Consider the following 19,023-nt stretch of genomic DNA (forward strand, 5'->3'; position numbering starts at 1 on the left):
GCAAGCTCGGCCATCAGCGGTGCCGGGGGTCTGACCCCAGCGCTTGCACCTGGGTTGAAACAGCCGGTAGCGGCCTGCTGATTTTCCAGGCTGCGTATCGCTGGCTCACGCAAATCCAACGGCAGAGACCGGGGTCAGACCCCCGACGCCGTTACCAGCAAGCTCGGCCGTCAGCGGTGCCGGGGGTCTGACCCCAGCGCTTGCACCTGGGTTGAAATAGCCGGTAGCGATCTGCTGATTTTCCAGGCTGCGTATCGCTGGCTCACGCAAACCCAACGGCAGAAGCCCGGGGTCAGACTGAGATGTCCCGGGTTACGTAGACGCTTCAATTAAGCATCTGATGCTGTTTTTCGATTTCGATCGGGCTGCGGTACCCCAGCGTTTGATGGGGCCGCCGCAGATTGTAGTACAGCTCGATGTAGTCGGATATTTGAGTGATCGCTTCGGCCCGTGTCGTAAAGATGATGTGGCGGGTTTTTTCGTTCTTCACTGTGGAGAAAAAGCTCTCCGCCACAGCGTTGTCATGACAGTTTCCACGTCGGCTCATACTTGGGATTAAGTCGTTCGTCTCGAGCACGTTCCGATACTCCTTTGAGCCATAAACTGAGCCTTGATCGGTATGGCATATTAGTCCTGGTGCCGGCCGGCGCTGCACGATCGCCATCTGGAGCGCGGCAATCGGCAGCATTGCATCTTGACGAGGGCTCATGGCCCAGCCAACGATCCGGCGAGCAAACAGGTCAAGAACAATGGCCAGATGTAGCCAGCCTTCGCGGGTGTGGATGGTAGTGATGTCACTGACCCATGCCTTGTTCGGTAAGGGCACGGTGAAAACTCGGTCGAGCAAGTTAGGGGCCGGTGGCTCTGTGTGCTGATGGGCACGCATGACGCGAAACTTTGCCTTGCGCAGTGCCTCAATGCCCTCAAGTTTGCGTAATCGCGCAACGCGATGCTTGCCACACTCTACGCCATCGCTGTTCAGTTGGTGCCACGTCTTCACCGCTCCCAAAGCCTGGTGACTCGAGTCGTGCAGGCACCGAATTTTCTCACGTAGTGAGAGATCCTCCTGGCTACGTCGGCTAGGTGGCCGGCGGCGCCAGGCATAAAAGCCGCTGCGACTAATCTCCAGCACGCGACACAGCGCTTTCACAGGGAAGTGATTGCGGAGTTCTTCAATGGCGGCGTACTTCACTGCTTCTGTCGCTTCAAGTACGCGTCGAACTTTTTTAGGATGGCCAGCTCCTCCTGGGCGCGAGCCAACTGATGCTTTAATTGCACGATCTCACTTTCTTCACTCGCCGGCTTACGCCCTCGCGAACTGAAGCTGGCCTCCGGCCCCTTTTGCTCTAGGGCCTTGGCCCATTTATAGAGCTGATTGCGCCTGACGCCCAGCTCCAGTGCCAGCGCTTCCGCCGTCTGTTTGCCATCGTTAAGACGAGCAACAGCGGCAAGCTTGAATTGTTTGGTGTAAACAGAACGACGCTGCCGTTCGGCGGCAGCATCTTCAGATGGGGATTTTTCTGGCTTGGTTGTCATGGATTCCTCTGAGACGTATTGTCTCTTGTTTAGGATGTCCACGAAACCCGGTACACCTCAGACCCCCGACGCCGTTATCAGCAAGCTCGGCCATCGGCGGTGCCGGGGGTCTGACCCCAGCGCTTGCACCTGGGTTGAAACAGCTGGTAGCGGCCTGCTTATTTCTTGAACTTCGCGCAGGGATCGGCGCGCTTCTGCGCCGGGATGGTCCGCACTTCGTCGAACAATTCCTTCTGCCCGCCACCTTCCACGTAGCCGACCGCCTTCACGGTCAGCTTGCTGCCGAACGAGTTCAGCCAGCGTGGCACGCCGATATCCTTGCGCACGTGGCCGTTGCCGGCGATCAGCACCACGTCGCGCGGCCGCTGGTCGCGGATCAGCTTGGCCATCCAGATGTCGCGCGCCATCTGGGCATCGACCATGCCGGGAACCATCATGTCCGGCAGCATGTTGCAATGGCCGGTGCGGATTTCGTTTTCCTGCGCCTTGCGCCAGTCGGCCGAAATCGGTTCGCCCAGCCGGTACTCGGCGACCGTCTTCGCGTCGAAGCTCGATGCCACGCCGTCGCGCACCACTTTCGAGGCATTCGCGCGCGACAGGTTGACCGCCACGACCGGCAGATGCTTGTCCAGCGCCAGCTGGATCACCGGGTAGTACTGCTGCCAGTCCCAGCCCTTCTTGTTCATCACGCGGATCACGCAGCCGGCATCGACGCAGCCTTTCACCGCATCGTCGAGCAGCGCCTGGTCTTCGTGGTCGAACTGTTCCATGGCGATGACGGGATGCCAGCCGGCGTCGACGCGCTTTTTCAATTCCTCGAAACGCAGCTTGTGGCCTTGCGGGTTGTCGTGCACCTCGCCCAGCAGCAGGACTTGCGGATTGGCCGCTTCCTGCATGCCGGTTATGCGTCCGGCCGCGCTGTCTTTCTTGATGACGCCGCAGCCGGCCAGCAGGACGCCGGCCAGCACGGCAACGAGTGGAAGATGTTTCATGGCACGTGGGTTCGCTATCGAAGCCCGCAGTCTACCGCAACTCAGCGTCGCGGCAGACGGGCCGCCATGGGCCCGGGCTGGAACTGCACGGTCAGGAACTCGATGAACGTCCGCACGCGCAGCGGCAGGTGACGGGCATGCGGATACAGCAGGTAGAACGGCCGCGACGTGCCGCCGTGTTCAGGCAGCAGCTCGACGAGCTCGCCGCGCGCCAGGTCGTCTGCGACGATGAAGCGGTACGTCTGCGTGAGTCCCGCGCCGTGCCGCGCCAGCGTGGCGATGCCCAGTACATCGTCCGAGCAGGTGTACGGGCCGGTCGTGACCACTTCCCGCACCATGCCGCCTTCATGGAACAGCCACGGGATCTTCCTGCCCGTGCTGGGCAGCTCGAACTGCATGCACGGGTGGCGCGACAGGTCGCCCAGCGCCTGCGGTGCACCGGCGGCACGCAGGTACCCGGGGGACGCCACCAGCACCAGTTCCGCATCTTCCAGCTTGCGCGCCACCAGGTTCGAGTCGACGGGCTGGCGGCCGCGGATCGCCAGGTCGTAGCCCTCTTCCGCGAAATCGATGTTGCGGTTGCTGATGTGGACTTCGATCTCGACGCCGGGGTAGCGGGCGCGGAAAGCGGGCAGCGCGGGCAGCAGCCGGTGATGCGCGTAGGGCGTCGGCGCGCTGATGCGCAGCTGGCCCGACGGTTCCGCCTGGTCGCCCGTGATCTCGCGCTCCGCGTCCACCAGCTGGGCCAGCGCCTGCCGGCACTGCTCGAAGTAGGCGCGGCCGCTGTCGGTCAGCCGGATGCGCCGCGTGGTGCGCACGAACAGCCGCACGCCAAGCCGGTCTTCCAGCCGCGCCACCGAACGGCTGACCGCCGCCGGGGTCACGCCGGCTGCCTGCGCCGCCGGCGTGAAGCCCTCGTGCTCCGCTGCCAGCACGAACAACTCGATGCTGGCCAACTGGTTTTGCCGTTGCATGGATCGCCTCCATCTCTTTCGTGATTGATTACATGATGTATCAAGTCATTTACCCGACAGCCGGTTTATCGGCTGTTTGCGCAAAAGTATAGTGGACTCATCCCAACCACTCATGAAAAGGAAACCACCATGGATACCAAGACCGTCATCGTGACCGGCGCTTCTTCCGGCCTGGGCTATGCGATCGCCGAGGCGTACCTGGCGCGCGGCCATAATGTCGTCGGCAATGCGCGTACGGCCGAGCGCCTGCAGGCGGCAGCCGCGAAGCTGGGCAATCCACGCAACTTCGTCGGCGTGCCGGGCGACATCGGCGTACCGGCCACCGCGAAGGCGCTGTTCGCCCAGGCGATCGAGCATTTCGGCAAGGCCGACATCCTCGTCAACAATGCCGGCATCTTCATCGCCAAGCGGATCGGCGATTACACCGACGAAGACCTCGATGCCATCATCGCCACCAACCTGAAGGGATTCTTCTATCCGGCCCGCGAGGCGGCGCGGCACATGACGGCCAACGGCGGCGGCCATATCGTGACGATCACGGCCAGCCTGGGCACCGCGCCGACCGCGAAGGTGCCGGCACTGCTGCCGGTCCTGATCAAGGGCGGCCTGAACCAGGCAACGCGGGCGCTGGCGCTGGAACTGGCTGGCGCGAACGTCAAGGTCAATGCGGTGGCGCCGGGCATCATCGACACGCCACTGCATGCGGACGACGCGGCAACGCACGACTTCCTGAAAGGCCTGGCGCCGACCGGCACGCTGGGCACGGCGCAAGACGTGGCGGAGGCCGTGCTGTACCTGACGGGGACGCGCTTCACCACCGGTACCGTGCTGGCCGTGGACGGCGGTGCCACCGCCGGCAACTGGTAAGGAGACAGCCATGCCCTACATAAATATCCGCGTGACGGACGAAGGCGTGACGCCGCAGCAGAAGCTGGCGCTGATCGAAGGCGCGACCGACCTGCTCTCGCGCGTGCTGGACAAGGACCCGGCCACCACCTTCGTCATCATCGACGAAGTGCCGACCGACAATTGGGGAGTGGACCGCGACAGCGTGGCGAACCGGCGCCGACGCGGCAAGTGATGCGGTAAAAACGGGTCGATGCGCGCCGGCGGGGCCTGGACTACAGCATGAGCTCGTAATAATCCTGGCCATCTCGGCACGGATGGCCAGCAGGACGCCAGCCAGCACGGCAACAAGCGGGAGATGTTTGATGGACTTCGCATATGAGCGGGAGGAACGCCCAGCCTACCTCAACTGGAAACGGCTGTTGACTGGGCAAGGCTGCAACACTAGCAATCCGCTATTAACTTTAATATAACTTTTCGCGCCCGCGTATTGCATACTGGATGCCCCAAACCAGAGTACGGAGAAAACATGTTGAAGAGGGCTTTTGCCACGCTCATCCTGAGTACGTTCGGCGCCGCCGGCGTCTCGGCCGAAACGTTGACGTTCCAATATACGGGCTTCGAGAATGCCCTGAACGGAGAATTCCTCGCCGATTTCGTGTTGACAGGCGTCGTGACCGGCTACGATGCCAATCACGATGGCGCCCTGACGAGAAAGGAAATCCAGCGTTTCCGCTTTGGCGATCTGGATCTGGATGGCGAATATTATGGCAGCATCGACATCGGCGCCCCACTCTGCGGCGGCAACGGGGAAGGTTCAAGCTGGTGCCTGGAGAGTTTTTCCTACTCCGCGACCGGTGGATTGCAGTTCAAGGCGAACAGTGGCTACTCCGACGAAATGATCGGCTTCAGCACCTACGTTACGGCTGGCAGCACTTACCAATATCTTGGGTATCTGCCAGGGGAGGAGTACTACCTGAACTGGACACCGGAAACACGGTTCGAACACAGCATGAGCCCCTTGCCGGTGCCGGAGCCGGCGACCTACGCCATGCTCGGCCTTGGCCTGGCCGTACTTGCCGCACGGCGCCGCGCCGGTTAAGCCTTCCGTGTCTCGTTCCGGAAGGGCACGCCGGTCTTGCTGAAACTTGCAGTGACGAGCGCTTGCCTGGCTCAGCCGTTGGGCAGGCTGTATTCGAGCTCGTAATAATGCTTGCCATCCTCGACCCGGATGGCCAGCGTGCCGGCGATGCCGGCCAGTTCGCCGGTGCCCGAATCGGGCACGACGAGGATGCGCAGGCCGGCATGCGCGCCGCCCATCACGCCGGCATGCTGCAGCAGGAAGCTGCCGGCACGCCCGTCCAGCGTGCCCTCGACCTTTTCGATCGCGACATAGACGGCCGAGGTCGGCACCGGGCTGCGGAAGGACAGGAACTCGCCGCGGCCCGTTGCCGCCAGCGCACCGTGGTAGCGCTTGTCGAGCGTCATCCGCTCGATACCCGTGCCTTCGCTGCCTTCGGCCAGGATTTCCGGCACCAGTTTGACATCGAACTCGCCGCTTGCCTTCGCCATGCCCTCTCCCGGACTGTCAGGTTTCCATTGCCAAAGAATGCAATTTGGTAATAGTACTCCAGTTGCGGGTGGTCACGGCATCGCCCAGCAGGTTGCCCATCGCGGCGGCGGCACGGCTGGCCAGCACGCCATCCACGCACCAGATATAGGCAGCCCACTGGCCCAGGGCGAATGCTTCCGGCTGCCACTGCTGGTGCGCCAGCGCTTCCAGCTTGCCGCGGTCGGCCGGGTTGCTGAGCACGGCCACCATCAGCCGCGACGGATCGCGTGCCCGGTCCAGCAAGGGATTGGCCGCAACGATGTCGGCCAGCTGCTGTGCGTCGAGCACCGTCACGCGGGCCGGCACGCCGAGCTTCAGCACCAGTGTCTCTTCGATGCGCGCCGCGGACTTCGCCGCGTCGGCCGCCGGGCAGTCGAACACGGCATTGCCGCTGTTGAGCAGGGTGCGCACGCCGGTAAAGCCCAGGTCGCCCAGGACGGTTCGCAGGTCCGCCATCGCGATGCGCTTGGCCCGGCCGACATTGACGCCCCGCAGCAGGGCAACCTGTCGCTGTGTGCTCATGTATCCTCCAATGCCCGCAGTATGCGTCAGCCGCGGCGAAGCGGGCGCCCGGCTTGCAGCCCCGGCCTTACCGCTGCGGCATGGTGGTAAGATCGTCCGCAACGAGGAGGATGCGATGGAGAACCGCGATCTGCCGCTGGCGCAAGCGCGCGCCGGCATGGTGCTGTCGGGCGAACTGCGCGATGCGCGGGGGCAGGTTTTGCTGCCGGCGGGAGCGATGCTGACACCGGCGATGCTGGCCTCGTTTGCGCGCCACGGCATCGACACGGTGCCGGTGCGCGACCCGCACGGCGAGCGCATCGCCTACCTGTTCCGCAAGCTCGACGCGGGCAGTGCCGATGCCCCGGCCGGCGGCGCGCTGCGCGCCTGCCTGCACGCTTACCGTTCCGGAGCGAAAGGATGAACCGCCTGGGGTATGACGATGTCGTGCAGAATCTCGACGACTTGCCCTCCCTGCCCGTCATCGTGATGGAACTGCTGAACAGCATCGATGCGGAAGAAGTCGATATCGCCGTGCTGGCGAAAAAGGTGGCGCAAGACCAGGCGCTGACGGCGAAGACGCTGCGCCTGGCCAATTCCCCGCTGTATGGCCTGCAGGTCAAGATCACCACGATCCAGCAGGCGATCACCTATCTCGGCTTCCAGACCGCGCGCAACCTGATCACCGCCGCCGCGCTGACCGGGTGCTTCGCGGAGAACCGCTGTGCCGGCTTTTCCCACCCGGCCTTCTGGCGGCACTCGATCGCCACCGCCGTTTGCGCCAGGGTACTGGCCCGCCACTTGCGCTTCAACCAGGATTACGCCTTCACGGCAGGCCTGCTGCACGACGTGGGCCGGCTGGTGCTGGTCACCAGTTTCCCCGATCACTACGCCCGGGTGATCGCCTGGCGTAACGCGCACGATGCGGCATGGCTGGACGCCGAGCGCACGGTGCTGGGCATCGACCATGTCGACGCCGGCCTGGCGCTGGCCGAGCACTGGCATTTTTCCGACACGATGCGCTGCGCCATCGGCCATCACCATGCGCCGGAACTGCCGGGTGCCGGCTTCCTGGCCACCATCATCCACGTGGCCGATGCGATGGCCCATGCGCTGGACCTGGCCGGCGTGGCGGACGAACTGGTGCCACCCCTGTCGGCCGTGGCTTGGCATGCTGTCGGGCTGGACGAGAAAGCATGCCTGCGGGTGTTCGCGGAAACGGAAGCGCAGTTCGACGCCATGACCCGGGTGCTGGTGCCATAAATGGCGCTGTTCGCGTTGAATAGCTTTGCCGTTGAGCACGAAACTTCTTCGCATGCCGAGCGCGACAAAAGAGCTGATCAGCTAGTCCGACGCCACAGCAATGTGCAACCATTGGCACGGCGCCGTCAGCTCGGCGGCATCGAGCACGCGCAGCCAGCCGGTGTAATTGGCGAGATAGCGGCTGGCAACACCATTGAATCGCCGCAGCCAGGTCTTGAAGCGGCTATGCCATCCGTTGACACCCTGGATATGCAGTGCGCCGCGCGCTCGGATTCCGGCACGCCCATTGATTGCTTCGTGCGTGATGCCGGCCTGCTTCGCGAAAGCCTGGTACGCCTTGGCGGCATCGGTGACGAGCAGGACATCGGGCGCCAGCACGGGCTTCAGGTGTTTCATCAACTGGCCGGCGCTGACCGGGCCGCGGCCCGTGACGAAGTCACACGTTTGCCGGTTGCGGTCACGAGCCGCGAGGATGCAGTCCAGCTCGCTGCTGATGCCGCGCCGGCTGGCCTTGCCGCCGCGTTTGCGGGGCGGGCGGTTCAGGTGGCGCGAGCCTTTTTGTGATTCCAAATGGTACGTCTCATCGGCTTCGACGATGCCGGACAACTGCGGACGGGGCGCCCGGAGCAAGGCGGCGATGAAACGGTGGCGCCATCGAAAGCTGGTCGACTTGGCTACCGCCACGCGGCTGGCTGCCGAGCGCACGGGTGTCGACTCGATCAGGCATTGCAGGTATTGCAGCCACTTGTCGCGCATGCGCAGACGGGCCAACGGTGTACCGGTCACGGCGTTGAAGCTGCGCCGGCACAGCACGCAGCGATAGCGCTGCAAGCCACTGGCCTGCCCACAACGGTGGGACCGCCGGCACCCGCAATGCGGACATGGCGGCCTTCCGGCTTCCTCGATCAGGCGAAGGCACTGGCCTGGTTGCTCGACGTTGGCCAGAAACCTCTCCAACAACGCGACCTGATCTTTTGAAAGCTGTTGCTGGATCAACGCTTCGATCAATCCTTGAACATCCGCTGCGCCCATGTCGCCTCCCGGTATACATGAAGTAGCTCAACAGGAGCTCAGATCGTCATTCCGGCAGGAAGTTCCCTTAATTACCGCTCACAGCGCCCCATAAATACGGCTGTCATAAATTTACGTGACAATACGAAACGGCGGGCGCGATTGTGTCCCGCAGCGTGGTGTATGAAGACTTCGCCAGAGTTGGCGTTTAGGAAGGCAGCTTGAGGGCGGCCATTGTGATTCTTGAGGTAATGTTGGGTTTGCGAAGACCTTAACAAAACCACAGTAGGAGCCACAATGACCGACGCCACTATCGCATTATCCGAGCTCGCCGAAAAGGGGGCAGAAGCAGATTTCATCCGTCAAACGCTGCAGCACGCCCTGCAGCGGCTTATGGAGATGGATGTCGAAGCGCTCTGCCAAGCTGCATACGGCCAACGCAGCGATGAGCGCATTAACAGCCGCAACGGCTACCGCGACCGGGCTTACGAAACCCGGGCCGGCAAGGTTGATCTGAAAATCCCGAAGCTGCGCAGTGGCAGCTACTTCCCCGGCTTTCTCGAGCCAAGGCGCACTGCCGAAAAGGCGCTCACTGCAGTCATCCAAGAAGCCTACATCCAGGGGATCTCGACGCGCTCAGTCGATGAGCTGGTCAAGGCAATGGGCATGAGCGGGGTATCGAAAAGTCAGGTTTCCCGGCTGTGCGAAGAGATCGACGAGCGCGTACAAACGTTCTTGAATCGGCCGATCGAAGGCGATTGGCCCTACTTGTGGATCGACGCGACATACGTGAAGTCGCGCCAGGCCGGGCGGGTCGTTTCCGTGGCCGTGATAATCGCCGTGGCCGTCAATACCGATGGTGTGCGTGAGATTCTTGGCGTAGCAACTGGGCCTTCGGAGGCAGAGCCTTTCTGGACCGACTTCCTGCGCGGTCTGACGCGTCGCGGCCTACGTGGCGTGAAGCTGGTCATTTCCGACGCCCACGAAGGCCTCAAAGCCGCTGCCAGCAAAGTACTCAAAACGAGCTGGCAGCGCTGCCGCGTCCACTTCATCCGCAATGCCCTGGCCCATGCTGGAAAGGGCCAGCGACAAGCCGTACTCGCCATGATCAACACGATCTTCGTGCAGGAAACTGCGGAAGCGGCCAGTGCACAGTGGCGCATCGTTGCCGATCAGCTGCGGGCCAAATTTCCGAAACTGGCTGCGATGATGGACGATGCTGAGCACGAGGTACTGACGTTTATGACCTTCCCGAAAGCGCATCGGACCCAAATTCACAGCACCAATCCGCTTGAAAGATTGAACGCCGAGGTGAAGCGTAGAACCAACGTCATCGGTATATTCCCTAACGATGCCGCCATCATCCGCTTGGTCGGGGCCATGATGCTCGAACAGAATGACGAGTGGTCCTTGCAGCGCCGATACATGCAGCTTGAAGGATTATTGTCCTTGAGCGACAATCAGCCCGCACGGCTCTCCGCCGTGATTAACTGATCGGGGACCCAGCCCCTTGAGAATCACTTCTCATACACCACTCCTGGGGACACTATCGCGGGCGCGACAAGGCCTGCCGGAAATGGCGGGTGGCGCGGGAACGCAGGGACACGGAAGGCGCTGGTATTGCGCGAAGAAGGACGCAAAAACAGGCGCAAAAAACGGGCGCAAAAATCAGCCGCAAAAATCAGGCGGGAAGCAGCAGGCGGGAAGCAGCAGGCGGGAAGATTGGCCGGAGCGTAGCGCTCCGGCCGGCATGGCTCAATGCGTGTAATTGCCTTCCGGCTTTTGCTGAGCTTGCTGTGCGGCGGCGGCGGCCTGCTGTGCGGCCTTTTCTTCTGGCTTCGGACGGCCTTGCGCGTCGGACAGGCGATACTTGGTGCGGCGATCGCCCATCAGGTCGCGCAGGTCGCGAATGCTCATGCCGGTCACTTCATGCATGCGGATCAGCAGCGAAGCACCCACCGGCAGGCGGTGGTGGCGGATCTTGCTGATCACGGGCGGCGCCACTTCCAGCAGGCGCGACAGGGCAGCATCGTTTTTCAGTTGCATCTTGCCCAGCAAAATATCGAGCAGGTGATTCGGGTTGTAGCTTTCTTGGGATGAGAGTGCGTGGTGTGCCATGATGGATCCTCGTCGATATAGTAGATTGAAGATGCTGCTCCGGACATTAGGAAAGACCGCAGATTTCTACCTTGGTTTCAAAAAATATTTCCACATCAGTACCGGAACGGGTACGCCAAAACTTCCAGGCGCAAGGGCCGGCGACCATCGGGTAGAAACTTGCACTTTCTGCAAAATTCTATGCCCAAACAAGCACGCTCCAGCCTAGCGATGCCAAGCGAAGATTTAATAAAAATCAATCATTCGCTAAGAAACTTGACAACATGGCTATTTCAACACACGGAAACAGTAGGCAGCGCACGATAGAACCCGTGGGAAATTGTTACGGGGCCTCAACCTGCCGGTGACAGAGTTGTCAGACCGATATTGATGAGCCTGAAAGCCGCATGCCCACTGGCATGTAAAGTTTTTCCGTACTTCATCAACACGCGCAGTTCGCCAACAGGAATTACGGTAAACTGCCGGCCATGCAGAAAAAAGTATTCATCAAGACCTTCGGCTGCCAGATGAACGAGTACGACTCGGACAAGATGGCGGATCTTCTCGGCGCCACGGATGGCCTGGTGCGCACCGACACGCCGGAAGAAGCCGACGTCATCCTCCTCAACACTTGCTCGGTGCGCGAAAAGGCGCAGGAAAAGGTGTTTTCCGACTTGGGCGTGTTCCGCAAGCTGAAGGAAAAGAATCCTGGCCTGGTGATCGGCGTGGGTGGCTGCGTGGCATCGCAGGAAGGCGAAGCCATCGTCAAGCGCGCGCCGCAGGTGGATATCGTGTTCGGCCCGCAGACCCTGCACCGCTTGCCGAAGATGATCGAACTGCGCCGCCACAGCGGCAAGCCGCAGGTGGACATCGCGTTTCCGGAAATCGAAAAGTTCGACCACCTGCCGCCGGCCCGCGTCGACGGTCCGTTCGCCTATGTGTCCATCATGGAAGGCTGCAGCAAGTACTGCAGCTATTGCGTGGTGCCCTACACGCGCGGCGAGGAAGTGTCGCGCCGTTTCGACGACGTGCTGACGGAAGTGGCCGGGCTGGCCGCGCAGGGTGTCAAGGAAGTGATGCTGCTGGGCCAGAACGTCAATGCCTTCCGCGGCCAGATGGCCGATGGCCAGCAGGCCGACTTCGCGCTGCTGATCGAATACGTGGCCGAAATCCCCGGCATCGAACGGATCCGCTTCGTCACCAGCCATCCGAAGGAATTCACGCAGCGCCTGGTCGACTGCTATGCGCGGATCCCGCAGCTGGCCGATCACCTGTACCTGCCGGCCCAGCACGGCTCGGACAAGATCCTGGGCGCGATGAAGCGCGGCTATACGGCGCTGGAATACAAGTCGATCATCCGCAAGGTGAAGGCGGTGCGGCCGGACGTGACGATCGCCTCCGACTTCATCGTCGGCTTTCCCGGCGAGACGGAAGACGACTTCGAGGCGATGATGAAGCTGGTGCGCGACGTCGACTTCGATAATTCGTTCAGCTTCATCTTCAGCAAGCGCCCCGGCACCCCGGCCGCCAACCTGGCGGACGATACGCCGCACGAGGTGAAGCTGGCGCGGCTGCAGCGCCTGCAGGCATTGATCGACGAGAACACGAAACGGCACAGCGCGGCCATGGTGGGCAAGACGATGCGCGTGCTGGTCGAGGGGCCTTCGAAGCAAGGCGGCAAGGAACTGGCCGGCCGCGCCGGCAACGGCCGCACCGTCCTGTTCGATGGTGGCGACACGCCGACCGCCCTGCATGGCAAGATGGTCGATGTAATCATTACGGAAAGCCTGTCCTATTCCCTTCGCGGCGAGCGCATCTGATTCGCCGCCCTTCTGCCCTGACCACACATTGAAAACAAAGACTCCCGTACAACCGCACTATTTCGTTCCGGAACCGCTGGACAATACCCGGCTGGCCAACCTGTGCGGTCCCCTCGATGAAAACCTGCGCCAGATCTCGGCGGCGCTCGATGTAACGATCTTCCGGCGCGGCGAAAAATTCATCGTCAGCGGCACCAATGCCGAGCGCGCCGTGCAGATCCTGGAAAAATTCTATGCGGTGGCCGACAAGGCCGTGCCGATCGAGGAAGTGCAGCTGGGCCTCGTCGAACAGCGTACCAGCCAGGCCGCGCCGGACGGCGACGACGAAGAAGAGCCGCCGTTCTACGATCCGGAAATCGCCAGCCCCGCGCTGAAGACCCGCCGCAGCGACCTGCGCGGCCGCACGCCGCACCAGATCCGCTACCTGCGCAATATCCTCGAACACGACATCAGCTTCGGCGTCGGCCCGGCCGGCACCGGCAAGACCTACCTGGCCGTGGCCTGCGCCGTGGACGCGCTCGAGCGCGACGCGGTGAAGCGCATCATCCTGTGCCGCCCCGCCGTCGAGGCCGGCGAACGCCTGGGCTTCCTGCCGGGCGACATGGCGCAGAAGGTGGACCCGTACCTGCGCCCCCTGTACGACGCGCTGTATGACCTGCTGGGCTTCGACCGCACGCAAAAGATGTTCGAGAAGCAGGTGATCGAGATCGCCCCGCTGGCGTACATGCGCGGCCGCACGCTGAACCACGCCTTTGTGATCCTCGACGAGGCGCAGAACACCACCGTCGAGCAGATGAAGATGTTCCTCACGCGGATCGGCTTCGGCAGCAAGGCCGTGGTCACCGGCGATGTCACGCAGGTCGACTTGCAGAAGCACCAGAAGAGCGGCCTGGTCGATGCCATCCAGGTGCTGCGCGACGTGCGCGGCATCGCCTTCTCGCACTTCTCCAGCGAAGACGTGGTGCGCCATCCGCTGGTGGCGCGCATCGTCGACGCCTACGACAGCGCCCACCAGAGCACCGCCGACATCGCACCATTGCTGAAACCCGTCAAGACCGCCGCCCGGAATGTCCGAAAAAAATAAGCTGACCCTGTCGGTGCAATACGCCGATCCCCGCCTGCAGGAAACCATCACCCGCCCGCTGCTGCGCAAGTGGGTGAAGGCCGCGCTGTTCGCCCCGGCCGAGCTGACGATCCGCTTCGTCGACGCGGCCGAGGGCCAGCAGCTGAACCAGGCCTACCGCGGCAAGGACTATGCCACCAACGTGCTGACGTTCGCCTACAACGAAGGCGAGGACATCGCCGACGACGAACCGACCCGCGCCGACATCATCCTGTGCACCGACGTGCTCGAGCGCGAAGCCGCCGAACAGAAGAAAACCGTCGAGGAACACACCGCCCACCTGATCGTGCACGGCGTGCTGCATGCGCAGGGCTACGACCACGAGGACGATGACGAGGCCGAGGAAATGGAAAGCCTGGAAACCGAGCTGCTGGAAGGGCTGGGCTACGCCGATCCCTACGCCGCCGAGAAGTAAGCCCCTGCTCCCCGCGCTTCAGCCGGGTCTGGTGTCAGACATTATTTTCCGGACGATCTACCCTGAAAATAGTGTCTGACACCGGTTTTCGCTACTCCAGCTAAAAACGGTGACAGGCACCATTTAATTTGCAACACCCGTTGCAAAACAAATGGTGCTGTCACCGATTTTTTCGTTACTCCAGCTCGCGCCGCCGCCGCATCACCACCCAGGCGGCCACGCACGTGAACGCGGCCACGATCCCGGCAATGATCCAGAAGCCGGACGCATCGGTGGCCAGCGGCACGCCGCCCACGTTCATGCCCAGCAAGCCGGCGATGATGTTGATCGGCAAGGCCAGCACGGTAACGATCGTCAGCGTGTACAGGCTGCGGTTGTTGCCTTCATTGACGAGCGCGGCGATTTCTTCCTGCAGCAGCTTGATGCGCTCCTGCAAGGTGGCGATGTCGTTCAGCGTGACGGCGAATTCCTCGCTGGCTTCGCGCAATTCCTGGCGGTCTTGCACGGTCACCCATAACGGCGGGCGCTGCAGCAGCCGGAACATGGCCGCCGGCTCCGGCGCCAGCAGCCGCTGCAGCCGCACCAGCACGCGCCGCAGCGCGCCCAGGTCGGCACGCTTGTACTTCAGCTGGCCGGACAGCAAATTGTCCTCGATGCTGTCGACCTTGCCGGTGGCCACGCGCACGATGCGGGTCAGCACGTCGGCCTGGTCGCGCAGCAGGTGGGTCAGCAGCACCACGGAAGAGGCGATCGGCTCGCCGCGCCGCACCGCCTGGCGCAGCCGCTCGACCGCCTGCAGCGGGCTGCGCCGCGCGCTGATCACCAGCTGCCGTTCCACGGAGAGGTACAGGCTGGCGATGTCGGAAGGTTCAAAGGAAAAGTCGCGCAGCACATCGTTGACGACGGCCACCAGCGTGTCGTCGGCCTGTTCGATGCGCGTCGAGCGCGAACCCTGGTGCAGGCAATCGTAGAATTCCTCGGACAGGCGCACCTGCTCGCGCAGCCACTTTTCACTGGCCGTGTTGGCCAGGTTGAAGTGCAGCCAGAGGAATTCGCCCGGCTGGCCGGCATTCGCGCGCAGCCATTGCGCCGCCTCGGCCGCCTCGATCGGCACTGCCTGCGCCTCGCGCCCGAACAGGTATCCGCACACCAATCCATTCTGATCCGATCCGTATTCCAGCGCCTGCATGTTTCCTCCCGGCGCCAGCCTACCAGACGAATATGACAGTGGCATAGTGGCCGATGCGTGGCTGATGACTTTTTGATAAAAAGCGCCCCGCCGGCCCGTTTGGTGTATCCTGTATCCCTTCGAAACAAATGGCTTTATGCCTGCTATGCAAGAGCACTCTAGTAGCGTCAGGAATGACGCGAACCCAAACCGTAGCCTCAAGGGCGACACGAACTACGCCCGTAACGGCAAGAGCGACGCGAAACCCCATCGCTCCCTTCTCGAGCGCCTTACCGCGCTGATCTCCCCGGAGCCGGAAAACCGCTCCGAGCTCCTCGAAGTCCTGCACGAAGCCCACGAACGCAACCTGATCGATGCCGATGCGCTGTCGATGATCGAAGGCGTATTCCAGGTTTCCGACCTGTCCGCGCGCGACATCATGGTGCCGCGCTCGCAGATGGACGTGATCGACATCACCAAGCCCATCGAGGAATGGATGCCGCTCGTGCTGGAAACGGCACACTCGCGCTTCCCGGCCATCGAGGGCGAGCGCGACAAGGTGGTCGGCATCCTGCTGGCGAAAGACCTGCTGCGCTATTACGCCGAAGAATCGTTCGACGTGCGCGACATGCTGCGCCCGGCCATCTTCATCCCCGAATCGAAGCGCCTGAATGTGCTGCTGCGCGACTTCCGCGCCAACCACAACCACATGGCGATCGTCGTCGACGAATACTCCGGCGTGGCCGGCCTGATCACGATCGAGGACGTGCTCGAGCAGATCGTCGGCGATATCGAGGATGAATACGATTTCGACGAAGAGGAAGACAACATCCTCTCCATCCGCGAAGGCCAGCTGGGTCCGCGCTGGCGCGTCAAGGCGCTCACCGAGATCGCCCAGTTCAACGAAGAACTCGATGCCGACCTGCCGGACGACGACGTCGATACCATCGGCGGCTTCGTCGCCAAGCATCTGGCCCGCATGCCGCACAAGGGCGACGTGTTCGACATCGGCAACCTGCGCTTCGAAGTGCTGCGCGCCGATGCACGCCAGATCCACGTGCTGACGGTCGAGAAACTGCCACCCGCCATCGACGAGCAGGATTGATGCGTTTTCGCCGCGCCGCACCCGACGCGCCAGCATCGCCTCCCCGCAGCACGCGCAGCCGCATGATCATCGCCGCCATCGCCGGCGGCGCGAGCGTCCTGTCGTTCGCGCCGGTCGGCTGGTGGCCGCTCCAGCTGCTCGCGCTGGCTGTCCTTTTCTACCAGGTCTTGCGCGCCGAATCCGTGAAGGCCTCGGCCTTCATCGGCTGGGCATTCGGCTTCGGCTGGTGCCTGGCCGGCGTGCACTGGCTGACGATCACGCTGCCCCGTTTCGGTTTGCCGCCCGTGCTGGCCTGGATCGCCATCGTGCTGCTGTCCATCTACATGGGCGGGCACGCGGCCCTGGCGATGGGCGCCGCCGCCTGGCTGCGCAAGCGCTGGGCGCTGGCCCTGCCCGCGGCGAACCTGCTCGTGCTGCCCGCCTGCTGGGCCATTTCCGAATGGTCGCGCGGCTGGCTGGTCACCGGTTTTTCCTGGGCTTCCGCCGGCTATGCGCACAACGTGACGCCGCTGGCCGGCTATGCGCCGGTGCTCGGCGTGTACGGCATCGGCTGGATAGCCGCCATGAGCGCCGGCGCGCTGCTGCTGTCGATGCACCCGGTCCGCAAAGCCGCGCTGTCGCTGCTCGCCGCGCTGTGGATGGGCGGTTTCGCGCTCCAGTACGTGCAGTGGACGCAACCTGCCGGCAAGCCGCTGACGGCGCGCCTCATCCAGGGCAACGTGGCCCTGTCGGACAAGTTCAATCCGAACCATGTCGGCGACACGCTGCGCCAATACCGCGATGCCGTGACGGCGGCACCGGCGGACCTGATCGCGATCCCGGAAACCGGCATTCCCCTGTTCCCGCAACAGCTGCCGACCGGCTACCTGGACAGCTACGGCACCTTCGCCCGCAAGACCGGCAGCGCGATCGTGCTGGGCATGCCCATGGCCGACAGCCCGACGAGCTACTCGAACAGCGTGCTGGGGCTGGCGCCCGCGCTGGGCAAGCCATACCGCTACGACAAGCACCACCTGGTGCCGTTCGGCGAATTCATCCCGCCCGGCTTCCGCTGGTTCACGAACATGATGCAGATCCCGCTCGGCGACCAGGCGCGCGGCAAGGTGCTGCAGCCGGCCTTCCCGGTGAAGGACCAGCGCGTGCTGCCGAACATCTGCTACGAAAACCTGTTCGGCGAGGAAATCGCGGCCCAGCTCAACGAGGAAAGCGCGGGCTCGCACGCCACCGTGCTGCTGAACGTGTCGGAGCTGGCGTGGTACGGCAAGTCGGTGGCGATCCCGCAGCACTTGCAGATCTCGCAGATGCGCACGCTGGAAACGGGCCGGCCGATGCTGGCGGCGACCAACACCGGCCCCACGGTCGCCATCGACCCGCACGGCGTGGTGCAGGCGCGCCTGCCCTACCACCAGGCCGGCATCCTGCAGGCCACGGTGCAGGGCATGACGGGCGACACGCCGTACATCGTACTGCAGAACCGCCTCGTCCTCGCACTGGCCGCGGCCAGCCTGCTGGCCGCCTGGCTGCTCTCGCGCCGCAGGAAAGCCAGCGGCTGATCCCTACTGGTCCGTTGCAAAAACCGCTAAAATGAGCCGTTTTAGCGAACCGCCACACCGCTACCCATTATGCCTGCGCGCCCCGGCGCGCCACAAAAGAACACGATGCTGACATTCCAACAAATCATCCTGACCCTGCAAACCTACTGGGACAAGCAAGGCTGCGCCCTGCTCCAGCCATACGACATGGAAGTGGGCGCGGGTACTTTCCACACCGGCACCTTCCTGCGCGCCATCGGCCCGGAGCCATGGCGCGCCGCCTACGTGCAGCCGTCGCGCCGCCCGAAGGATGGCCGCTATGGCGAAAACCCGAACCGCCTGCAGCACTACTACCAGTACCAGGTGGTGCTGAAGCCGGCGCCGGAAAACATCCTCGACCTGTACCTCGGTTCGCTGGAAGCACTGGGCCTGGACCTGAAGCAGAACGACGTGCGCTTCGTCGAGGATGACTGGGAAAGCCCGACGCTGGGCGCCTGGGGCCTGGGCTGGGAAGTCTGGCTGAACGGCATGGAAGTCACGCAGTTCACGTATTTCCAGCAGGTCGGCGGCCTCGATTGCAAGCCGGTGCTGGGCGAGATCACCTACGGCATCGAACGCCTGGCGATGTACCTGCAGGGCGTGGAAAACGTCTACGACCTGGTGTGGACCGAATGGGAAGAGAACGGACAGAAGAAGGTGCTGAAGTACGGCGACGTGTTCCACCAGAACGAAGTGGAACAGTCGACCTACAACTTCGAGCACGCCAACACCGAACTGCTGTTCGCCCAGTTCGCCAACCACGAATCGGAAGCCAAGCGCCTGATCGAGCTGCAGCTGACGCTGCCGGCCTACGAACAGATCATGAAGGCTTCGCACAGCTTCAACATGCTGGACGCGCGCGGCGCGATCTCGGTCACGGAGCGTGCCGCCTACATCGGCCGCGTGCGCACGCTGTCGCGCCTGGTCGCCCAAGCCTACTACGATTCCCGCGAACGCCTCGGCTTCCCGATGGCCGCGCAAGCATAAGA

General features: G+C 63.1%; 21 protein-coding genes. 12 read left to right on the forward strand and 9 right to left on the reverse strand.

Annotated features, from left to right (window positions below; translation table 11 throughout):
* Positions 1–325 precede the first annotated feature (325 nt).
* The 4 genes from OU994_RS28595 to OU994_RS28610 form a co-directional block, all read right to left on the reverse strand.
* On the reverse strand, positions 326–1,192 hold the full coding sequence (locus tag OU994_RS28595) for an IS3 family transposase (RefSeq protein WP_281608467.1): 867 nt from the start codon (positions 1,190–1,192) through the stop codon (positions 326–328).
* Positions 1,189–1,536: a transposase gene (locus OU994_RS28600; RefSeq protein WP_281608468.1), complete on the reverse strand. Its 348-nt coding sequence runs from the start codon at positions 1,534–1,536 to the stop codon at positions 1,189–1,191. Before OU994_RS28600 ends, OU994_RS28595 begins: the two co-directional genes overlap by 4 nt.
* A 158-nt stretch (positions 1,537–1,694) precedes the next feature.
* Positions 1,695–2,528 (reverse strand): ChaN family lipoprotein, encoded by an 834-nt coding sequence (locus tag OU994_RS28605; protein ID WP_281608661.1) that lies wholly within the window; start codon positions 2,526–2,528, stop codon positions 1,695–1,697.
* Between the two features lie 41 nt (positions 2,529–2,569).
* Positions 2,570–3,502 carry a LysR family transcriptional regulator gene (locus tag OU994_RS28610; protein ID WP_281608662.1) on the reverse strand — a complete coding sequence of 311 codons (933 nt, stop codon included), beginning with the start codon at positions 3,500–3,502 and terminating at the stop codon, positions 2,570–2,572.
* Positions 3,503–3,631: 129 nt separating this feature from the next.
* On the opposite strand from OU994_RS28610, the gene OU994_RS28615 reads away from it, so the two are divergent.
* The 3 genes from OU994_RS28615 (at position 3,632) to OU994_RS28625 (ending at position 5,450) form a co-directional block, all read left to right on the forward strand.
* Positions 3,632–4,369, forward strand: a complete 738-nt coding sequence (locus OU994_RS28615) for an SDR family NAD(P)-dependent oxidoreductase (RefSeq protein WP_281608663.1) — start codon at positions 3,632–3,634, stop codon at positions 4,367–4,369.
* A gap of 10 nt (positions 4,370–4,379) precedes the next feature.
* Complete coding sequence (locus OU994_RS28620) at positions 4,380–4,583, forward strand: 4-oxalocrotonate tautomerase family protein (protein WP_281608664.1); 204 nt, start codon at positions 4,380–4,382, stop codon at positions 4,581–4,583.
* Positions 4,584–4,877: 294 nt separating this feature from the next.
* Positions 4,878–5,450: a PEP-CTERM sorting domain-containing protein gene (locus OU994_RS28625; RefSeq protein ID WP_281608665.1), complete on the forward strand. Its 573-nt coding sequence runs from the start codon at positions 4,878–4,880 to the stop codon at positions 5,448–5,450.
* A gap of 71 nt (positions 5,451–5,521) precedes the next feature.
* Here the strand turns inward: OU994_RS28625 and OU994_RS28630 are convergent, their stop codons facing one another.
* Positions 5,522–5,920, reverse strand: a complete 399-nt coding sequence (locus OU994_RS28630; RefSeq protein ID WP_281608666.1) for a DUF3224 domain-containing protein — start codon at positions 5,918–5,920, stop codon at positions 5,522–5,524.
* A 16-nt stretch (positions 5,921–5,936) separates the two neighbouring features.
* Positions 5,937–6,482 carry a DUF1697 domain-containing protein gene (locus OU994_RS28635; protein WP_281608667.1) on the reverse strand — a complete coding sequence of 182 codons (546 nt, stop codon included), beginning with the start codon at positions 6,480–6,482 and terminating at the stop codon, positions 5,937–5,939.
* A gap of 115 nt (positions 6,483–6,597) precedes the next feature.
* Between OU994_RS28635 and OU994_RS28640 the strand changes: the two genes are divergently transcribed.
* Complete coding sequence (locus tag OU994_RS28640) at positions 6,598–6,885, forward strand: hypothetical protein (RefSeq protein ID WP_281608668.1); 288 nt, start codon at positions 6,598–6,600, stop codon at positions 6,883–6,885.
* A complete protein-coding gene (locus OU994_RS28645) occupies positions 6,882–7,724 on the forward strand; it encodes an HDOD domain-containing protein (protein WP_281608669.1) in 843 nt (280 codons plus the stop codon). The genes OU994_RS28640 and OU994_RS28645 overlap by 4 nt, the downstream gene beginning before the upstream one ends.
* Positions 7,725–7,805: 81 nt before the next feature.
* On the opposite strand, the gene OU994_RS28650 is transcribed toward OU994_RS28645, so the two are convergent.
* On the reverse strand, positions 7,806–8,756 hold the full coding sequence (locus tag OU994_RS28650; RefSeq protein ID WP_281608670.1) for an IS1595 family transposase: 951 nt from the start codon (positions 8,754–8,756) through the stop codon (positions 7,806–7,808).
* 276 nt (positions 8,757–9,032) lie between these two features.
* Here OU994_RS28650 and OU994_RS28655 point away from each other — a divergent pair, with 276 nt between their 5' ends.
* On the forward strand, positions 9,033–10,229 hold the full coding sequence (locus OU994_RS28655; RefSeq protein ID WP_281608671.1) for an IS256 family transposase: 1,197 nt from the start codon (positions 9,033–9,035) through the stop codon (positions 10,227–10,229).
* Positions 10,230–10,490: 261 nt separating this feature from the next.
* On the opposite strand, the gene OU994_RS28660 is transcribed toward OU994_RS28655, so the two are convergent.
* Positions 10,491–10,853 (reverse strand): hypothetical protein, encoded by a 363-nt coding sequence (locus OU994_RS28660; protein ID WP_130187622.1) that lies wholly within the window; start codon positions 10,851–10,853, stop codon positions 10,491–10,493.
* Positions 10,854–11,320: 467 nt separating this feature from the next.
* Here OU994_RS28660 and miaB point away from each other — a divergent pair, with 467 nt between their 5' ends.
* The 3 genes from miaB to ybeY are packed head-to-tail and all read left to right on the forward strand — an operon-like array spanning position 11,321 to position 14,190.
* Positions 11,321–12,652 (forward strand): tRNA (N6-isopentenyl adenosine(37)-C2)-methylthiotransferase MiaB, encoded by a 1,332-nt coding sequence (miaB, locus tag OU994_RS28665; RefSeq protein ID WP_281608672.1) that lies wholly within the window; start codon positions 11,321–11,323, stop codon positions 12,650–12,652.
* 28 nt (positions 12,653–12,680) lie between these two features.
* Positions 12,681–13,736 (forward strand): PhoH family protein, encoded by a 1,056-nt coding sequence (locus tag OU994_RS28670; RefSeq protein ID WP_131143975.1) that lies wholly within the window; start codon positions 12,681–12,683, stop codon positions 13,734–13,736.
* Entirely contained in the window at positions 13,720–14,190 is a 471-nt protein-coding gene (ybeY, locus tag OU994_RS28675; RefSeq protein WP_281608673.1) for an rRNA maturation RNase YbeY, read from the forward strand. Before OU994_RS28670 ends, ybeY begins: the two co-directional genes overlap by 17 nt.
* A 175-nt stretch (positions 14,191–14,365) precedes the next feature.
* Here the strand turns inward: ybeY and OU994_RS28680 are convergent, their stop codons facing one another.
* Positions 14,366–15,379: a transporter gene (locus tag OU994_RS28680; RefSeq protein ID WP_131143973.1), complete on the reverse strand. Its 1,014-nt coding sequence runs from the start codon at positions 15,377–15,379 to the stop codon at positions 14,366–14,368.
* Positions 15,380–15,524: 145 nt separating this feature from the next.
* Between OU994_RS28680 and OU994_RS28685 the strand changes: the two genes are divergently transcribed.
* From OU994_RS28685 to glyQ, 3 genes are all read left to right on the forward strand, one after another.
* Positions 15,525–16,463: an HlyC/CorC family transporter gene (locus OU994_RS28685; RefSeq protein WP_373922636.1), complete on the forward strand. Its 939-nt coding sequence runs from the start codon at positions 15,525–15,527 to the stop codon at positions 16,461–16,463.
* Entirely contained in the window at positions 16,463–18,016 is a 1,554-nt protein-coding gene (gene lnt, locus OU994_RS28690) for an apolipoprotein N-acyltransferase (RefSeq protein WP_281608675.1), read from the forward strand. Before OU994_RS28685 ends, lnt begins: the two co-directional genes overlap by 1 nt.
* A 105-nt stretch (positions 18,017–18,121) precedes the next feature.
* Positions 18,122–19,021: a glycine--tRNA ligase subunit alpha gene (gene glyQ / locus OU994_RS28695; protein WP_131143970.1), complete on the forward strand. Its 900-nt coding sequence runs from the start codon at positions 18,122–18,124 to the stop codon at positions 19,019–19,021.
* The last annotated feature ends 2 nt before the right edge of the window (positions 19,022–19,023 follow it).

This window comes from Pseudoduganella sp. SL102, assembly GCF_027856995.1.
In the GTDB taxonomy this organism is placed as follows: Bacteria; Pseudomonadota; Gammaproteobacteria; order Burkholderiales; family Burkholderiaceae_D; genus Rugamonas; species Rugamonas albidiflava.

Bases quoted from the DNA above. Each gene is read 5' to 3' on its own strand.
- OU994_RS28640 (WP_281608668.1), top strand. From the start codon at position 6,598: ATGGAGAACCGCGATCTGCCGCTGGCGCAAGCGCGCGCCGGCATGGTG.
- ybeY (WP_281608673.1), top strand. From the start codon at position 13,720: ATGTCCGAAAAAAATAAGCTGACCCTGTCGGTGCAATACGCCGATCCC.
- OU994_RS28660 (WP_130187622.1), bottom strand. From the start codon at position 10,853: ATGGCACACCACGCACTCTCATCCCAAGAAAGCTACAACCCGAATCAC.
- OU994_RS28615 (WP_281608663.1), top strand. From the start codon at position 3,632: ATGGATACCAAGACCGTCATCGTGACCGGCGCTTCTTCCGGCCTGGGC.
- OU994_RS28620 (WP_281608664.1), top strand. From the start codon at position 4,380: ATGCCCTACATAAATATCCGCGTGACGGACGAAGGCGTGACGCCGCAG.
- OU994_RS28655 (WP_281608671.1), top strand. From the start codon at position 9,033: ATGACCGACGCCACTATCGCATTATCCGAGCTCGCCGAAAAGGGGGCA.
- OU994_RS28685 (WP_373922636.1), top strand. From the start codon at position 15,525: ATGCAAGAGCACTCTAGTAGCGTCAGGAATGACGCGAACCCAAACCGT.
- OU994_RS28625 (WP_281608665.1), top strand. From the start codon at position 4,878: ATGTTGAAGAGGGCTTTTGCCACGCTCATCCTGAGTACGTTCGGCGCC.
- OU994_RS28680 (WP_131143973.1), bottom strand. From the start codon at position 15,379: ATGCAGGCGCTGGAATACGGATCGGATCAGAATGGATTGGTGTGCGGA.
- OU994_RS28650 (WP_281608670.1), bottom strand. From the start codon at position 8,756: ATGGGCGCAGCGGATGTTCAAGGATTGATCGAAGCGTTGATCCAGCAA.
- OU994_RS28605 (WP_281608661.1), bottom strand. From the start codon at position 2,528: ATGAAACATCTTCCACTCGTTGCCGTGCTGGCCGGCGTCCTGCTGGCC.
- OU994_RS28645 (WP_281608669.1), top strand. From the start codon at position 6,882: ATGAACCGCCTGGGGTATGACGATGTCGTGCAGAATCTCGACGACTTG.
- OU994_RS28600 (WP_281608468.1), bottom strand. From the start codon at position 1,536: ATGACAACCAAGCCAGAAAAATCCCCATCTGAAGATGCTGCCGCCGAA.
- miaB (WP_281608672.1), top strand. From the start codon at position 11,321: ATGCAGAAAAAAGTATTCATCAAGACCTTCGGCTGCCAGATGAACGAG.
- OU994_RS28610 (WP_281608662.1), bottom strand. From the start codon at position 3,502: ATGCAACGGCAAAACCAGTTGGCCAGCATCGAGTTGTTCGTGCTGGCA.
- lnt (WP_281608675.1), top strand. From the start codon at position 16,463: ATGCGTTTTCGCCGCGCCGCACCCGACGCGCCAGCATCGCCTCCCCGC.
- OU994_RS28630 (WP_281608666.1), bottom strand. From the start codon at position 5,920: ATGGCGAAGGCAAGCGGCGAGTTCGATGTCAAACTGGTGCCGGAAATC.
- glyQ (WP_131143970.1), top strand. From the start codon at position 18,122: ATGCTGACATTCCAACAAATCATCCTGACCCTGCAAACCTACTGGGAC.
- OU994_RS28635 (WP_281608667.1), bottom strand. From the start codon at position 6,482: ATGAGCACACAGCGACAGGTTGCCCTGCTGCGGGGCGTCAATGTCGGC.